Annotated in this window: 9 protein-coding genes; 6 read left to right on the top strand and 3 right to left on the bottom strand. The window is 59.0% G+C overall.

The features are described from left to right. The first annotated feature begins 142 nt into the window (after window positions 1-142). Both HUU46_15080 and HUU46_15075 read left to right on the top strand, forming a co-directional pair. On the top strand, window positions 143-4,651 hold the full coding sequence (locus HUU46_15080) for a S8 family serine peptidase (GenBank protein NUM54969.1): 4,509 nt from the start codon (window positions 143-145) through the stop codon (window positions 4,649-4,651). A 538-nt stretch (window positions 4,652-5,189) separates the two neighbouring features. Continuing rightward, complete coding sequence (locus HUU46_15075) at window positions 5,190-7,244, top strand: exo-alpha-sialidase (GenBank protein NUM54968.1); 2,055 nt, start codon at window positions 5,190-5,192, stop codon at window positions 7,242-7,244. Window positions 7,245-7,808: 564 nt separating this feature from the next. Here HUU46_15075 and HUU46_15070 read toward each other — a convergent pair. From HUU46_15070 to HUU46_15060, 3 genes are all read right to left on the bottom strand, one after another. Beyond that, the gene (locus tag HUU46_15070; GenBank protein NUM54967.1) at window positions 7,809-9,110 is read right to left on the bottom strand and encodes a glycosidase; all 1,302 of its coding nucleotides are present in this window, start codon (window positions 9,108-9,110) and stop codon (window positions 7,809-7,811) included. 247 nt (window positions 9,111-9,357) lie between these two features. Beyond that, window positions 9,358-11,709, bottom strand: a complete 2,352-nt coding sequence (locus tag HUU46_15065; GenBank protein NUM54966.1) for a glycosyltransferase — start codon at window positions 11,707-11,709, stop codon at window positions 9,358-9,360. A gap of 256 nt (window positions 11,710-11,965) precedes the next feature. Beyond that, on the bottom strand, window positions 11,966-12,454 hold the full coding sequence (locus HUU46_15060) for a prepilin-type N-terminal cleavage/methylation domain-containing protein (protein NUM54965.1): 489 nt from the start codon (window positions 12,452-12,454) through the stop codon (window positions 11,966-11,968). A 373-nt stretch (window positions 12,455-12,827) separates the two neighbouring features. On the opposite strand from HUU46_15060, the gene HUU46_15055 reads away from it, so the two are divergent. The 4 genes from HUU46_15055 (at window position 12,828) to HUU46_15040 (ending at window position 16,497) form a co-directional block, all read left to right on the top strand. After that, on the top strand, window positions 12,828-14,273 hold the full coding sequence (locus HUU46_15055; protein ID NUM54964.1) for a DUF502 domain-containing protein: 1,446 nt from the start codon (window positions 12,828-12,830) through the stop codon (window positions 14,271-14,273). Window positions 14,274-14,378: 105 nt separating this feature from the next. Next, the gene (locus tag HUU46_15050; protein NUM54963.1) at window positions 14,379-15,941 is read left to right on the top strand and encodes a sodium/solute symporter; all 1,563 of its coding nucleotides are present in this window, start codon (window positions 14,379-14,381) and stop codon (window positions 15,939-15,941) included. Continuing rightward, on the top strand, window positions 15,941-16,258 hold the full coding sequence (locus HUU46_15045) for a hypothetical protein (protein ID NUM54962.1): 318 nt from the start codon (window positions 15,941-15,943) through the stop codon (window positions 16,256-16,258). The genes HUU46_15050 and HUU46_15045 overlap by 1 nt, the downstream gene beginning before the upstream one ends. Window positions 16,259-16,272: 14 nt before the next feature. Further along, window positions 16,273-16,497: a hypothetical protein gene (locus HUU46_15040; protein NUM54961.1), complete on the top strand. Its 225-nt coding sequence runs from the start codon at window positions 16,273-16,275 to the stop codon at window positions 16,495-16,497. Window positions 16,498-16,507 lie beyond the last annotated feature (10 nt).

Here is a 16,507-nt window from a genome sequence, read left to right as displayed (position 1 = left end):
CCGCCCGCCGTCTGGGGCGTTACCACGGAACAGCAATTCTCGAATGTCGCACAATTCACCTATATTCACTATACTATGCACGGGCTGCCCATCGGTAATTCTCGTTTCGCGGTGTCTGTGTGTCTGCGTACGGAGGTGTGCCATGGAGTACCGTATTCGCGCATTGATTCTTGTCGCGGTCTTTTCGTGCCCGTTTGCTCTCGCGCAATCGCTCCGCCTCAACGGGATCGAAGTTGACAAATCGAAGACCGTGGCGTCCGCCGATGCGTTGCAGAAAGCGGCCGGTGCGTCCGGCCAGGTCGTAGTCCTGGTGCAGTTCGAGGGGCCGATCCAACCGGGCTGGATCGAGAACATCGAGAAGCTCGGCGCAACCGTACATCACTACATCCCCGAGTACGCATACCTGGTATCGGTTCCGGCCACGGCAGCCGGCGCCTGCGCGAAAGCGCGGGGCGTAATCTGGGTTGGCCTTCAGCCCGCCGAAACGAAGATCGCAGCCCCATTGCGCGCCAAGGCCGCTGCGGCGACCGACAAACACGCGAAATCGAAACTTATCCACGTAAACGTGCTCAGCGTTGACGAGCGCCCCGCCGCCGAACTCGAGCGACGCGGTCATCGAATCGTCGAAACCGATCTCACGCAAATGGGCTGGTACCAAACCGACGTCCATCTGCCGCTGTCCGCGCTCGAATACGCATCAAGCTTGAATTCCGTGTTTCACATCGAGGAATTCGTGGAACCCAAGCTGCACGGCGAACGCGGAGCGCAGACCGCCGCGGGGCGATACGCGCCCGGCGATACGACTCCCGCCGGGCCGGGATACGCCGAGTGGCTTGCGTCGGAAGGACTGAGCGGCGCGCCGGGCGTCGTCGTGCAGGTACAGGACCTCGGCCTGGATCAAGGAATCGCCACAAATGCGCCCGGCACCGCGCACGCCGATATCCTCGGCCGTATCGCCGGAATCTTCAACGCGACAACCGACGCCACCGGAGACGACAAAGCAGGCCACGGCACCATCGACGCCGGAATCATCGTCGGAAACGCCGCCGTCGGCACGATGGACCCTGCGGGCTATCTGTTGGGACAAGGGGTCGCCCCCGGGGCTTCGGTGTATCAGACAAAGATATTCACGAATGCCGAGGTCTTCAGCATTGGCGCCAATACGATCCCTTCCCTCGCTCAAGATGCGCAAGATGCCGGCGCGACATTCTCGAACAATTCGTGGGGAGCGGATGTCAACGGGGCCTACAACGCGCGCGCGGCGGAATTCGATGCGCTCGTGCGCGACGCGGACCCAATCGAAGCGGGCAACCAACAAATGATCTATTTCGTCTCCGCGGGTAACGCCGGTCCCACGGCCATGACCGTCGGCTCCCCCGCCAGCGCCAAAAACGTGATTTCCGTCGGGGCCTCGGAAAACAGCGACGCCGACGGAATTGACGGAAGCAACATTGGACCGGCTGAGTCAGACAACATCCGCGACTTGGCCGCCTTCTCGAGCCGCGGCCCCGCAGCCGACGGCCGGCTTGGTGTCACCGTGGTGTCGGTTGGAACGCACGTTCAAGGCCCCGCGCCAACGGTTGACGGGTATACCGGCGGAGGCATCAGCGAAAAGTACTGGCCGACGACCCAAACAGACTACGCGCGCTCGTCGGGCACGAGCCATGCCGGCCCGTTGGCATGCGGCGCGGGCATGATTGTCCACGAATTGTTCGATGACCAGTTGGCCTCGCTCGGGCATACGAACAACCCAAGCCCGGCCCTTATCAAGGCGGTCCTCGTCGCAACGGCAACAGACCTCGTCGGCGGCGCGGACGGCGCAGGCGGCGCCCTGGCGAATATTCCAAATACCAATCAAGGGTGGGGTGCGGTAAACCTGACCAACCTTACCTCGATCAAGAATGCCTTGTACTCGTTGGACCAGACCCACGTGTTCAACGCGTCCGGCGAGATGTTCGAAGTGACGCTTACCCCCGTCCTGCTCGACACGCACTTCAAAGTGACGCTCGCCTGGACGGACCAGCCCGCCGCGCCGGCGGCTTCGCCGGCATTGATCAACGATTTGGACCTCGAGGTGATTGACGGAGGCACAACCTATCGCGGCAATGTATTCGCCAACGGCATGTCAACCGCGGGCGGCTCCGCCGACAGACTGAACAACCTCGAAGCGGTCTTCATCCAGCCGACCGGCGGGCCGATTACCGTCCGCGTAAAGGCATTCAATATCGCCGGCGATGGAATCCCCGGCGCCAAGGCGCTTGATCAGGACTTTGCGCTGTTCGCATGGAACGCGGGCGTACAAAGTGCGACAGGCGCCATTACCATGTACCCCGATTCGGTTGGTTGCGCGGACACCCTGACGGTCTCCGTCAGTGACGCAGACCTGCAAGGGGACGGGACGGTCGATGTGACGCTCACGACAAGCGCGGGCGACACCGAACAACTCACACTGAACGAGACCGTCTCGGGCAGCGGCTTGTTCACAAACACAATCGACACAACTACCGGCGCAGTCGCGGCGGACGGGCAACTCCAAGTCGCGAACGGCGGGTCAGTTACCGCGCTGTACGACGACGCCAACGTCGAGGGCGGCGGCGCGGACACCGTCGACGATACGAGTGCGGTGGATTGCGCGCCGCCCGTGATCTCCACCGTCCAGGTCCAGCAGATCAACAGCTACAAGGCGATTATTACGTTCGATACTAACGAGCCCGCGGACAGCACCGTCCACTTCGGCAGCGCCTGCGGCTCGCTGACAATGTCGCGCGGCGGCGGAAAAGACGCCCTGACGCACGCGGCCACCCTTTCCGGGCTTTCCTCGGAAACAACCTACTTTTTCGGCGTCGAAGCCACGGACGGCGCGGGCAACACGTCTTCGAATAACAATGGCGGGGCGTGCTTCTCGTTCACCACGAAAGAGGTCCCCGACTATTTCACCGAACGGTTCAGCAGCAACGACAATGACATCGACAATCAGACGTTGTTGTTCACGCCGGAGAATTCCGTCGATCACTACTCCATATGCCGCACCCCCGCAACTGCGTTTCCCACGGACCCCACGGGCGGCACGCCCATCAACTTCATTACCGATTCGTTTCAGGAGATACCGCTTACCGGCGGAAAGGTGTTTCCCTTTTTCGGCGTGAACTACAACTCGTATTTCCTCAGTCCGAACGGCTGCGTCACGTTCGGTGAAGGCGACAGCAACCCTTCGGAGTCCTTTACGCGCCATTTCCGCACGCCGCGCATTTCCGCATTGTGGGATGATTTCGCGCCAAGTTCGTCGTCGAACCCGCTCATCTACCAGCAGTTTGACGATCGCGCGGTCGTCACGTGGCCGCACATTCCCGAATTCGGCACCGGCAACTCGAATAACTTCCAAATCGAAATGTTCTTCGACGGACGCATTCGCATCACCCACCTCGCTATCGCCGCGCTGGATGGGCTCGTCGGCTTGAGTCAAGGATTCGGCCGCCCCGGTGACTTCATCGAGAGCGATATCACCGCCTACGGCGATTGCTCGGGCGAAATGTTTACGATATCCGGCGCCATTACCATGTCCGGCGGAGGACCGCTTGCCGGCGTCACCCTCGACGGGCTGCCCGGCAGCCCCGCCACCAACGCATCCGGCGAATACAGCGCAATGGTCGACAGCGGCTTCTCCGGCACCGTCACGCCGCAACTCGCGGGGTATTCTTTCGCACCCACCAACCGCATGTACTCGAACGTATCCAGCGATCAAACGGCGCAAGACTACGTCGCAACGCTCCTGCAGCCCGTACTCTCTGTCACGCCGTCCAACCGCGATGTCCCGAGCGCATCCGGCGCAACCGATTTCGCCGTCTCCAATACCGGCACCGGCAGCATGCCGTGGGACGCCGCCATCATCGGCGGCAGCGATTGGCTGTCGATCACGTCCGGCGACAGCGGCACGGACTCCGGGACTATCAACGTCTCGTACACCGTAAACCCAACGGTGTCGCAGCGCGTCGGCACGATCCGCGTCACCGCCACGGGAGCGACCGGAAGCCCCATGGACGTTACCGTCACGCAGGCCGGCGCGCCTTTGCTGAACGTCACCCCCGCCAATCGCGACGTCGCCGCCGCGGCCGGCTCGACGACCTTTGACGTCGCCAACGACGGCGAAGACACGCTTAATTGGGCCGCGTCCGTCATCGGCGGCAACGATTGGCTCAGCATCACCTCCGGAATGAACGGCGTGAACGCCGGGACCATCGACGCCGCATTCGAAGAAAACACCACCGGCAGCCAGCGCGTCGGCACAATCCGCATCAACGCCTCCGGCGCGCTGAACAGTCCAACGGACGTTACCGTCACCCAAGCCCCCGCCGCGGCGCAAGCAAGCATCACCGTCACCGATCCAAACGGCGGCGAAAGACTGGTTCGCGGCAAGAAAACAAAGATCGAATGGGAAACCGAAGGCGACACGGGCCCAACGGTCGCCATCGACCTCGTCAAGAACGGCGAAGTCAAACTGAACATCAAAGCCGCCGCGCAAAACACCGGCTCAACCAAATGGAAGGTCCCCAACAACACCAAAGGCAAAGGCTACCGTATCCGTATCACCTCCACCACCAACCCAGTCATCGCCGACGAAAGCGACGGCACGTTCAAATTCGTCAAGGAGTAAACAAAGCGTTCTGCCAAGATGCGAGCGGCCACCGCCGAATTTGCAGTAGCCATCACTTCGTGAAATCGAAGGCAGGTACAACGGACATCGCGGCGAACCCGGCCGCGATGGTCGAGAAATCCCAGTGCTCAGGGCGAGTCAGTTGTTCTGATCGTTTTGCGATTTCATGTTGCACTCGTTCGGTGCGGCGGGGTCGCATTACATACGCTACAAGGAGCTTCGTGTGCGACATTTCAACGTGCCCCGCGCAGGTACAACCATTCAAAGACGCTTCAACTGTTTTTCCAGTCTTTGCCTGCGTGCAACGCTCATCGCCACCGTTGTGTTCTGTAGTTTGCCCTGTCATGCCCAGGATTCCAAGGGAATAACAATAGACCAGACACTTTCGGTTCGGAGCGAGCCGTTTGAACCGGCACTGTTCGGGGTCCACGGGCTCCCTGGATCGAACGGGGACTGGGAAACTCCGGTAGACTTCGCGGTCCCGGCCAACGAGAACGTCACCCTCACCGCATACGACTTTTTTTATGACGAGGACTATGTGTTCTCCCATTGGCAGGAAGGAGACACCGTACTGTCCACGGAGATCGAGATAACGGTGCGATTGCTTCGCCGCGACCGAACACTGACGATGCATTATGATCCCTTGCACGAGTTACAGGTTGTTAGCTCGCCCGGGGATGGCGTCACGATCGGTCTCACGGACGAGTCCGGTCAAACAATTACGACGCCGCACACGGCCAATTTTCGACAGGGCACGGAACTCACGCTGGCGGCGCAGTTGATTTGGGAATGCCGCCCATTCTTGCATTGGCTGAAAGACGGTGTACTGTTTTCCGCCGACGACGTGATCGACATCGCCATGGATCAACCGCATACCTTGACGGCGGTGTACGGCAACATCGCCGAGCCGGGCAGCGGGTTCTTTTCGGGTCCCGCGCTGCTGAATATGAACGGCGCAACCGATTCCGCCTTGGACATCAGTCCTGTCGTGCGCACGGATTGCGCGGGTCACTGGATCGCTGTGTGGGACACGGACGGCATCATGGACGGAACGCCCGCCGTCGATCTGGATTTATTGGTCGCACGCTCCGTCGATAACGGGGTGACGTGGACCCCGCCCGCGGCGCTGAATACAAACGCCGCGACAGACACCGGAGACGACGGCGTGCCGTTACTGGCCACCGATAAACTTGGCAACTGGGTCGCGGTTTGGCATTCCAACGATCCGCTCGGCGGAACCATCGGCGCGGATCCCGACATCCTCGTTTCCCGTTCAACCGACAACGGAGCATCATGGACGCCGCCCGTCGCGTTGAACGCAACCGCAGGAGGCGACACGGCGAACGATTACACCGGCGGTTTGGCGACGGACGGATTGGGACACTGGGTGGCAACTTGGCAGTCGAACAACTCCCTCGGCGGAAGCATCGGGACCGACAACGACATCCTCCTGGCTCGTTCGTCGGACAACGGCGCTACATGGACAGCACCGGCCGCGCTCAATACCAATGCGGGTACCGACGACGCCAATGACCAAGGGCCTGTTGTGGCGACCGATGAATCGGGTGTCTGGGTCGCTGCACGGGTGACAGCCGACAAAGGGTCCTTGGGCACGGACCGCGATATTTTGACGGCGCACTCAACCGATAATGGCGTGACCTGGACCGATCCCGCGCCGCTCAACACTGACGCGGCCACGGATATGGATGACGATACGGACCCTGTTATCGCTGCCGATGGTTTGGGTAATTGGATAGCCGCGTGGACTGCCGCGGGGAAGAGTGGCTCTGACTTCGATATTCTGATTGCCCGTTCGGAAGACAACGGCGCCTCATGGACCGATCCGCAACCCCTCAATACGGACGCCGCATCGGACGGCGCGCAAGACGATCGGTATCACGATGTGATCTCCGATGGTATGGGACATTGGGTCGCAGTGTGGTCGTCCTCACGCGTGTTAATCCAGGGTCTTCTCATCGAAGACGATATCGCAGTCGCTTATTCGACGGATAATGGCGCCATATGGAGCGATCCCACGCCACTTGCCGGCAACGCCACTATCGATACCGGACGTGATTTGGTCCCTGTTATTGCCACCGATCGATTGGGACACTTTGTCTCCGCATGGTTTTCCGACGATTCGCAGTGCGGAACCAACGGCAACGACGGGGACATTCTGGTCGCCACGTTGGACCGCGCAACCGATACCGACGGCGACGGACTGGCCGACACGAGCGAAACAGACACCGGAGTCTACGTCGACGACTGGGACACCGGCACCGACCCCAACAACCCGGATACACTCGAAGCGACTATGCCCAATGGAGACGAAACCTGGGTTCGTGGCCGTAAAGAGAAGATCCGGTGGAATTCCGAAGGGGCCACGGGCGATTCCGTCCATATCGAACTGTGGCGCAAGGGCAAACTCGTGCGAACTATCAAGCAATCGACCGACAACGACGGCAAACTGAACTGGCGCGTCCCGGATGGTCTGCCGCCCAAGAAGGGCTACGAGATTTTGATCCGCTCTCTTGCGGTGCCCGCAATCGAGGACATCAGCGACGGCGCGTTTCGCGTGATTTCGGGCGATTAACGGTGAAGCAGCGCATATAGCCGATCAAGCCAGCGGTGTTGTTGATGGTCCGAATCGTCACCGATCGGAACGGTGGCACGTTCAAGTTCGCGAAGGAACGAGGATTCGGATGTTGCGGCGCAAACACGCAATCGTGAACCGCCACGTGTTCGCCTTCCTCCGCGCGGCCGCACGCCGATCCGTCTCTTAATCTGATAAATCTGTGCAATCTGTGGACAAGCATTCTATGTTGACCAATTCAACAAAACTCTGTACCTTTCCATAAAAACCCCTTGTTTCGCAAACAACCCCACGAAACCGACTTTCCGGCTCCTCGCATTACTCCTCAACTCTTGTCAACCAAACAGAGGTCGTTTAGCAGCAAAATCACCTCACCCGTGTTTCCGTGTTTCCATGATCAATCGACAGTGCAACACGATGGGCTATAGAGCAGGGAGGTTTACTCGCCCGGCAACCATGACCGGAAGCACCCCTCGCGCACTGAAGTCGCGCGTACACAAATGACCTCGGAGTCACGCGACGATGATTACGTCCTCGGCGTACGTGCCCGACCGGCGCCAAGCGCTACGGCCCGTCGCTCTTGATCTGATCGATCAAACCGCGCAGCGAAACCGACGCCATGCGTGTCTTTTCGTCCGCAACGCCGTAGGGAACGTACAAACGGTCCCCCACGCGCATCGCGCCGCAACTGTAAACGACGTTGGGCACGTAGCCCTCGCGCTCATCTTCGGGCGCCATGATCAGCGGATGCCTGAGGCGTCCAATCATTTTCGCGGGATTATCGCGATCGAACAGCATTGCCCCGATCGCGTATTGTCGCATGGGGCCGACGCCGTGCGTGAGCAGCAACCACCCATCCTCAGTCTCGATCGGCGATCCGCAATTTCCGATCACCCGCAGTTCCCAAAAGTACTTCGGTTCCGCGATCGGTTCCGCCGTTTCCCAGAAGTACACCATGTCGGAATACATAATGAAGAGCCGATGCCCGTCGATCCGGGAACACATCGCATAGTGGCCATTGATTCGGCGCGGAAACAGGGCCATCCCCTTGTTTATCGCGCACGCTCCATTCAGTGTGTGAATGCGAATGCGTTTGAAATCGTCCGTCTCAAACAGCATCGGCAACGTGTGGATTCCGTCGAACGCCGTGTAAGTCCCGTAGTATGTCACCTTGGTGTCATCGTCGACAAAGCGCACGAGTCTGACATCTTCGATGCCGCGCGATTCGCTGTCGCTCTGCGGGAACAATACCAAGTGCGACACATCGGCTTCGGGTCCGAGTTTGAGTTGGTAGTTCGATCGCGCGAGGTACAACATGCTCTCGATAGTTTCGGAACGATCGGCGTGCTCGCCGCCAGCGTCCGAGAACGATTGAATCGCACGCTCCAAATCGACGAACGTGAACGTGTCTTCCAATCGCGCAAGCACCAAGTCAGCCGCATCCATGAAAGCCGACATCTCCACGAGCTTTCTGCGAAACATCGCCTTGCTGTACTGGTGGTCCGGCGCGAGTCGTGTGCGGGCCGAAAACCGCGGCGCTTCGTCCATGACCAGACTTTCGTCCGGCTGTATGACGCCCGTCCGAAATACGCTGGACGAAACATGCCCTTCGCCCGTTGCTCGCAGGCTCATTATGAATCGCGTCGCGCCTTCGGGAATGTTGGATTGATCCGGATGCGGCACAATCGACGGGTTGAACAATGCCGTGGATTGAAACGAGTACTCCATCGTGAAGTAACTGCCAATCAATAGCTGCTTGACCGCCGAAATATGCTCCGTGAGACCCGTCAGCCGGGCTGCCAATCCAAAGTGCTCGAGAAACACGACCTCCAGGTTCTCGTGCCGATGCGAAAATTGGTGACGCACCTGCGCAAGGCACTCCTCGGCCTCTTCAGTCGGCAGATTCTTGATTCGTTCTACTAAATCGAAAAGTCGCGACGCCGTCCCGGCCATAAACGGGAGCGTGATAACGCGTTTGTCGTCACTTTCGAGTGTCACAGGAAGCGAACGAAAGCGGAATCGTTCCGACGCAACGATCGGAGTCGGATAAGAATTGGTACTCATCGGGCCGCACATGGCCTCTTCTGTAGTGTGAGCCGCGTGCCGGCGCGGTTCACAGGCTGTCGCGATGGGCGTCCATCGCCCTCTGGGGTAGTGGCATTATGCTGTGTTTCTTCGATCTTCCCTTCGCGTCGTCGTCATCGTGTGCGCTTCTGTTCAGGTCGTGTAGTGTCAGCAGCGCAATGAGCCACGCAAGCGTTGACTCGGCGCCTTGATTGAGATTTGGGCCATCCGCCTGCAAACCGTCTCGGCACCCTCCCGTCGAAAAATCGTAGAGCACCGACTGCGTGTCGTTATTGCCGAGAAACCACCCGAAAAACGCGCGCGTGCGATCGAGCCAGATCTGCTCACGTGTGCAACGGTATGCTTCCGCGCACGCCTCGACCATCGCCATCGCCTCTATCGGCTGTTGATCGAAACGCGCGCGATGGCCGTCGCGCGTCATCCACCCGTTGTTGCCGATGAGCGTTATTCGGCCGCCCTTCGCCGTTTGCTTTGCAACCAGCCATTCGAGCGACCGCAGTCCCTGGTCGATCATTTCGTGGTTCGGCACCCACTGTCCGCTGAGAATCAGTGCGTGAGGCAGTTTCGCGTTGTCATACGCCACAACATCTTCCAGCCAGGGCCAGTCGCCGGACTGCACCTCGCCGAACTGGCGCAAGATTCGTGCGGCCAATTCGTCGCGCAAACGCCGCACTGTCCGGTCGCCCGGATAGGTGGTCAAGTACGCGTGAAGGCCAATGACCGTGATCGCGAGGGCCCGTGGCGATTGCATCTGTTCTACAGGTTCCAGGGACTCGTGCAGTAATTGGACGGAAAAATTCCGGATGGACTCGTTTTGCGCGAACGCCGCGGCGCATCCTAGCGCGCTAATCGCTCGCCCGTGGACATCCTCGCTGCCTACGTCCTCCAACCAGCGCCGGTCATAACTCATGAAATTCCTGAAGCGGCGCGATTCCATATTGAGCGCGAAATGGAGAAAGCTCAGGTAAGTACTTGCGAGCGGCTGCACGGACTCGTCCTGGTACAGATCGTAGTGCATGATCGCCACTCGCAGCGCGCGCGCATTGTCGTCAGTGCAGTACCCATGGCGCCGATCGGGAACAGAATATACGGCGTGTTGAAATAGCCCGGTCGTGTCGGTCATGGCGCGCAGATGGGAGAGGTTGACCTCCGGGAGCGTGTCGAGTGCCGAATACTTCGCTCGGTGAAAGAAATTCGCTTTAGGTCGCTTTTGGTGCTCCGCCAAGACCTCGTCTACCAGCGCAATATACTTGTTGCCGACTTCATTCCAGACCATGTCCCGGCAATGCACGTAGGCGCACTTGCGCATCGCGTTGCGCTCGGTTTCGTTGTCCAGAAGTCTGATAACGGCACTCGCAATGGCGTCCGAGTCCCTAAACGGGACCAGCTTGCCCCGCCCATCAGCCAGCAGCTCCTCCGCATACAAATACGGGGTCGACACCACCGCTTTGCCTGCGCCCGCCGCATATGCAAGAGTCCCCGACACGATCTGCGCTTTGTTCAGGTACGGCGTGAGATAGATGTCGGCTGCGCAGATGAATCCAACCAGTTCACGCAACGAGACATAGCGATTGTGGAAAATGACCGACTGCGACACCCCCAGTTCTTCGGCGAGTCGCTCGAGCGCGGTGCGGTACGCCTCGCCGTCACGCCGCAGCACATGCGGGTGCGTCGCGCCCAGGACAACGTATGCCACGTTCGGATGCTTCTCGCAAATCTCCGGCAACGCCCGAATCGCGTACTCGAGACCTTTTCCGGCGGACAACAGGCCAAACGTGAGCAAAACGTGATGACCTTCCAGCCCATACTGGTCCTTCCAAAACGCTGAGTCGACAAAAGCTACGTCGGGTATTCCATGCGGGATGACCACTATTCGACCCGGAGGAATCTCATATACGCGTTGGAGGAGTTGCGCCGCGTGGTTCGACATGACGACAAACCGGTCGGTGCGTTGCGCCAATTCGAGCAGTACTTTGGCTTGGCCCGGTGTGGGGTCGGACAGGACCGTGTGCAACGTGGTAATGATTGGCATGCGCAGCCGGTTCGTAAGGTGCGAGAGGTAGGATCCGTCCGGGCCGCCAAATACCCCAAACTCATGCTGTACGAGAAGCGCGTCGATCTTATTGATGTTGAGGAGCCCGGCGGCACTCAAGTAGTCGGCACGGCGGTGTGCCTGAATCTGAAACCGGACTTCCGGCGGGTAGTCGTACCCTTCCGCAACGTCTTCCATTGCCAGAACGGACACATCTGCCGCACCGTTCGAAGCGCCGATTAGCGCGTCGTGAAGATCCTTCGTGAACGTCGCTATTCCGCATCGGCGCGGCACATAAGACCCCAACAACGCCAAGCTGCGCCTTCCGGCGCCCCCTGTTTGCTCCATGACGCACCTCCAACTACTTCGCCGCCCCTCCAGCGGCGACGCCGTACGCAGTTTTCCCAATTGTACCCCGAGTATGGACAAAAACTCGCTTCAGCGGAAACCAATATGTTCCATTTTGGACTGAAGTTCCATTCTTATTGAATCTGGAACAGTCCGATTGGATGAACTACAGCCCCAAAAAGAGGTTGACGGCCGGGGTGAAGGAGCCAAGGCCCCCGGCCGTCAGGTGCGGTGTGGGTGGGTGGGGAGAAGAACTTTAGTTCAAGGGAGGCGAAGCCACGCTTACCGCGCTCCCGTCACTGGTGAATCGAATTACTCCAGACTCGTCTACAAAGTACTGACGATACCCGGTACGCCCGGATGCCGACGGTACTGCCGTGCAAGTGTACGAAGGGGTCACTGCGGCGGCGCCAAGCGTTACGGCCACGGTATAGACGTAGCCTTCCTTGTTGCCCGAGCCGAGGACGGTGTCGATGAACGGGGGCGTACTGCCGCCGCCATCGGGGTCCGCAAGCTGGGCCAGCGTGCCGTAGTCGCCCTGCCCATTGCCGTCGCTATCGACAAAGGCCGCGGTCTGAAACGCCGCCTGGCCAGTGGAAATCGTGCGCATGCAACCCGAGGCGCTCGCCTCGTTGGCGCTCATGCGCGAGCGGAGCAGGTTCGGAATGGCGATTGCCGCGATTATCGCGATGATTGCGACTACAATCATCAGCTCGATCAACGTGAATCCGGTGCGCCGCGTCATCGCTATCCCTCTCCTGTCGTGCCCGTCATAATTCCGGGCCGCCTCCACGTTCGCCCCCTTGGCGAACATCCCGCTAGACACACGAAACGTGCCAACTGTAATAGAGAGAATATAAGTCCTTTTACGACACCACCATAGGAAGCAGGACCGCGAACGGATTGAAGTGAGAATTGCGCCAAATCGGCTACAATAATCGGGACCGAGTGACAATTTGTGTCAAAAATACGGCAGCGGCGGGAATTCCCCCGACTCCGCACCCGTTTCAGCGCACATACCGAACACGGCAACCTTTCGCGTGGCTGGCGCAATTCATTGGGGAACGGCATTCATGTAAAATAGCGCGCCGCGTTCCAAACTTGGAGAGATACACGCCTTGAAGAAGTCCACTCCGCGTACCACGAAACAAACCGCCTTCGACCGCATGCGCACAACCGTTCGGGGTTACATCTTCCGCGGGCTGCTCGTCCTGGTCCCGCTTGGAATCACGGCGTACGCGCTGATTCTCTGCTACCAACTTACGGCCGCAAACCTCGCGCCCCTGGTCCGGCGATTCAGCATTCCGATTCCCGAGTACGCAGTCCCCTACGCAGTAGTGGTCATTTCGGTGGTCCTGTTTGTGACGATGCTGTATATCATCGGAGTGGCTGCGGCGGTTGTGGTGGGCAGGCGGTTTATCGGCCTGGGCGAAGCAATCCTGCAGCGCATCCCTCTCGTGAAGACCATCTATGCCGCCTCGAAACAGGTCATCGACCTGGTCCAGCCGAAGGACGAGTCGGCCCCCGCCTACCAGGAGGCGGTCATTGTCAATTTCCCGGGCCCGGGCATTAAGACGATCGCCTTCGTCATGGGACGAACGCAGATCGAAGGACGGGGCGAGCACTACCGCGTGTTTATACCGACCACGCCAAACCCTACCAGCGGCTACTTTGAAATGTTTCACGCATCGAGCGTGCAGCAATCTGATATGTCCGTTGAGGACGCGGTAAAGGGCGTTATGTCTGCGGGCATCCTTGTGCCCGACATCCTTGACACGTCCCCGGAATTGGCGAATCCGCCCTCGGCATGGGACTCGCAGTTGGGCGGGGCAAGTCGCGCTGTTCCGGCCGCCGCCCCGAAGCGTATGACGCTCTGGCAGTTTACAAAGAACGTTTTTCGCAGGCGGATTCTGTCCGGATTCTTCGTCTTGGTGCCCTTGGCAATAACCGCGTTCGTCGTCAATTTTCTGTACGATTTCACGGCTGGCCGGATTGAGTTTGTGACGGCCCCTGTACTGCGGCCAGTGCGGGAATACGTGCCGGAGCAAGCGGTGCCGATTGTGACAGCGCTGCTGTCTATTGCGATTATGCTGTCGGCACTCTACGTGACGGGCTACATTGCCACGTGGGTCCTCGGGGGGAGGCTCATTCGGCTCGGCGAAGCGATCATCGACCGAATCCCGTTGATCGCTACCGTGTACAGCGCATCGAAACAGATCGTCGAGACGCTTCTGTTTAAGAAGGGCGGGACTGGATTTCAGGAAGCCGTTATTGTCGAATTTCCGTACAAAGGGGTATTCACCGCGGGATTCCTCGTTGGAAAGACCCGCACAACAACCGGCGAATCGTACCACCGAGTGTTCATGCCGACCGCGCCAAACATCTCGGTTGGCCTGCTACAGTTGTTCACGCCGGATCAGGTTCATTCCGCGGAAATGAGCGTCGAGGAAACGGTAAAGATGGTTGTGTCTTGCGGGCTGATAGCGCCCGACAAAATGAAGTTCCGAAGCGTTGGTGAGGACGCGGACTGCGACGCGGCGAACGCCGAGACATGTGAAGTATAAGCGCCCGCTCCGTTGAACCGCGCCGCCGGTTTTTGTCATACTCCGCCCGTTCCGTCGTTCGAGGGTGCGCAAACGCGGATCGAGGTGGTGCGGTAAGGGGACCCGATGGATACTACCCAACTGGCCATTAAGGGCCTGGCGAATATTGACTACGCCATCATCATTTTCTACATGGCGGGTGTGTTCGTCATCGGCACGTACTACGGCAAGTACGTAAAAAACGCGGGCGACCTCTTCCTTGCCGGTAAAAGCCTTCCCTTCTGGGCGATTGGCATGTCGATCGTCGTGAGCGACATCGGCGCGACGGACTTCATCTTTGTCGGCGGCGCGGCGTATACGTACGGAATCGCGGTTGCAAACTTCGACTGGATGGGTTCGATGCCCGCGATGGTGTTCGCGGCGTTCTTATTCATTCCCTACTTCTGGCGCTCGGGCGTGTACACCATCCCCGAATTCCTCGGGAAGCGTTACAATGTCGCGGTCCAAATGATTCACGCCACGCTCTGGGGCATCTTCCTTTTCGTCATGTTGGGAGTGATGCTTGGCACGACTGCAAAGTTGTTGAATACGGTCCTCGGTTGGAACTTCCAGTTTTCGCTCTGGCTCATGGTGTTCATCGTCGGTATTTACACGTATTCAGGCGGGCTTGCTGCCGTCGTGATGACAGACGTTATCCAGATGATCGTCATGTTCATCGGCGGTCTGGCGATGGCCGTGCTCTGCATTTGGGAAGCTGGCGGCTGGGCCGGGATGAAGGAAAAGATTCTCGCGATGGAGGGCCACGCAGACCATTTCACCATCCTGTTGCCCAACTCGACGAGTACGCCTTACCCGTGGACCGGAATTGTACTTGGGTTGGGCCTTGTGATGGCCACGGCGTACATGAGCGGCAATCAGGCCGTTGTGCAACGGTGCTTCGGCGCGCGTTCGGAATGGGACGCCAAAGGCGGTATGCTGTTCGGCGGATTTCTGAAAGCGTTCATTCCGCTGATGGTGGCGCTTCCTGGATTGGCTGCGGTCGTGCTCGTGCCCGGACTCGAGCGCGGCGATGACGCGATACCGCGTGTGATTCACGACATACTTCCGCCGGGACTGACAGGCTTGATGTTCAGCGCGCTCTTCGCGGCGCTCATGTCGAGCGTAGACTCGTCGCTGAATTCCGCGACGACCATTTGGACGACCGATATCTATGGTCGCGCGCTCCATCTGTCTACCGGAAAGTATCCGACGGAGCGTCACGCGCTGACGATCGGTCGATTCTTCACAGTTGTGTTCATCGTGGGCGCTGCGCTGATTGCGCCATGGATTATCAAGCACGAGAGCATGTATTCGTTTGTGCAGACGGCGCTGGCGATGTTCCAGGGGCCGGTATTTGCCATTCTTCTCCTCGGCATACTGTGGAAACGCGCGACGCAGTGGGGTGGACTTGCGGGTATGGTATTGGGTGTGTGCTTCACGACTATTCTCAATAATACGAAGGGACTGTTTCCATACGAGGACCCCTTCCTGTTCGTTGCGTGGTGGTCGTTTGTGTTCTCCGCGGCGGTGACGATTGTCGTGAGCCTGCTAACGAAGCCTGAGCCTGACGACAAACTTCATGGATTGATATTCGGACAAGTTATGAAAGACGGCAGAGTGCAGCGCGTGCTGCTGGATAGGGTGAACTAATGGCTGCGGAAGAAGCTGTTGCCGAAGTCGCGCATGAGGCCACAACGCGTTCACTTTCGGACTTTGTAACGCCGGTGTTCAAACCTATTCTGGAGCCTGTATTGTCGCCGATACACGGGGCCATCGAGAACCTCTACGAACCGTGGGCAACCGCAGGCGCCATCGCGCTTTTTATCGGCGCGATGATTTGGGTGTTTACGCTGAATAAGGACTACGTAAACCTCGACGCGCCGAGCAAGCATTTCTATCACGATTTGCGGTTCTGGACCATCGCATCCATGGTGCCGCACTTAATTGTCTATTTTTACTTCACCTAGCTGAGAGCCGAATCATGGAACCGGAACAAGTCGACCACACGAAACGGGACGCCGAAACGTTTCTCATCATCGGCGGGTTTGTGCTCCTGCTCGCAATACCGGTCGGGTTGGGCCATTTCTGGGAATGGCACAGCAGGCACGCGCAAATCGTCAACCTCTTTGCGACGGCGGCGCTATTTGTTGTCGGTGCGGGCATGGTGTGGCGCGGGTTCGCGCTGTTGAAGCGCGTCAAGCGCTGATTCCCGTTTG

It is taken from the genome of Candidatus Hydrogenedentota bacterium (genome assembly GCA_013359265.1).
GTDB lineage: Bacteria > Hydrogenedentota > Hydrogenedentia > Hydrogenedentales > SLHB01 > JABWCD01.
The sequence above is the reverse complement of the archived record's forward strand: the minus strand, read 5'-3'. Positions and strand labels throughout refer to the sequence as shown.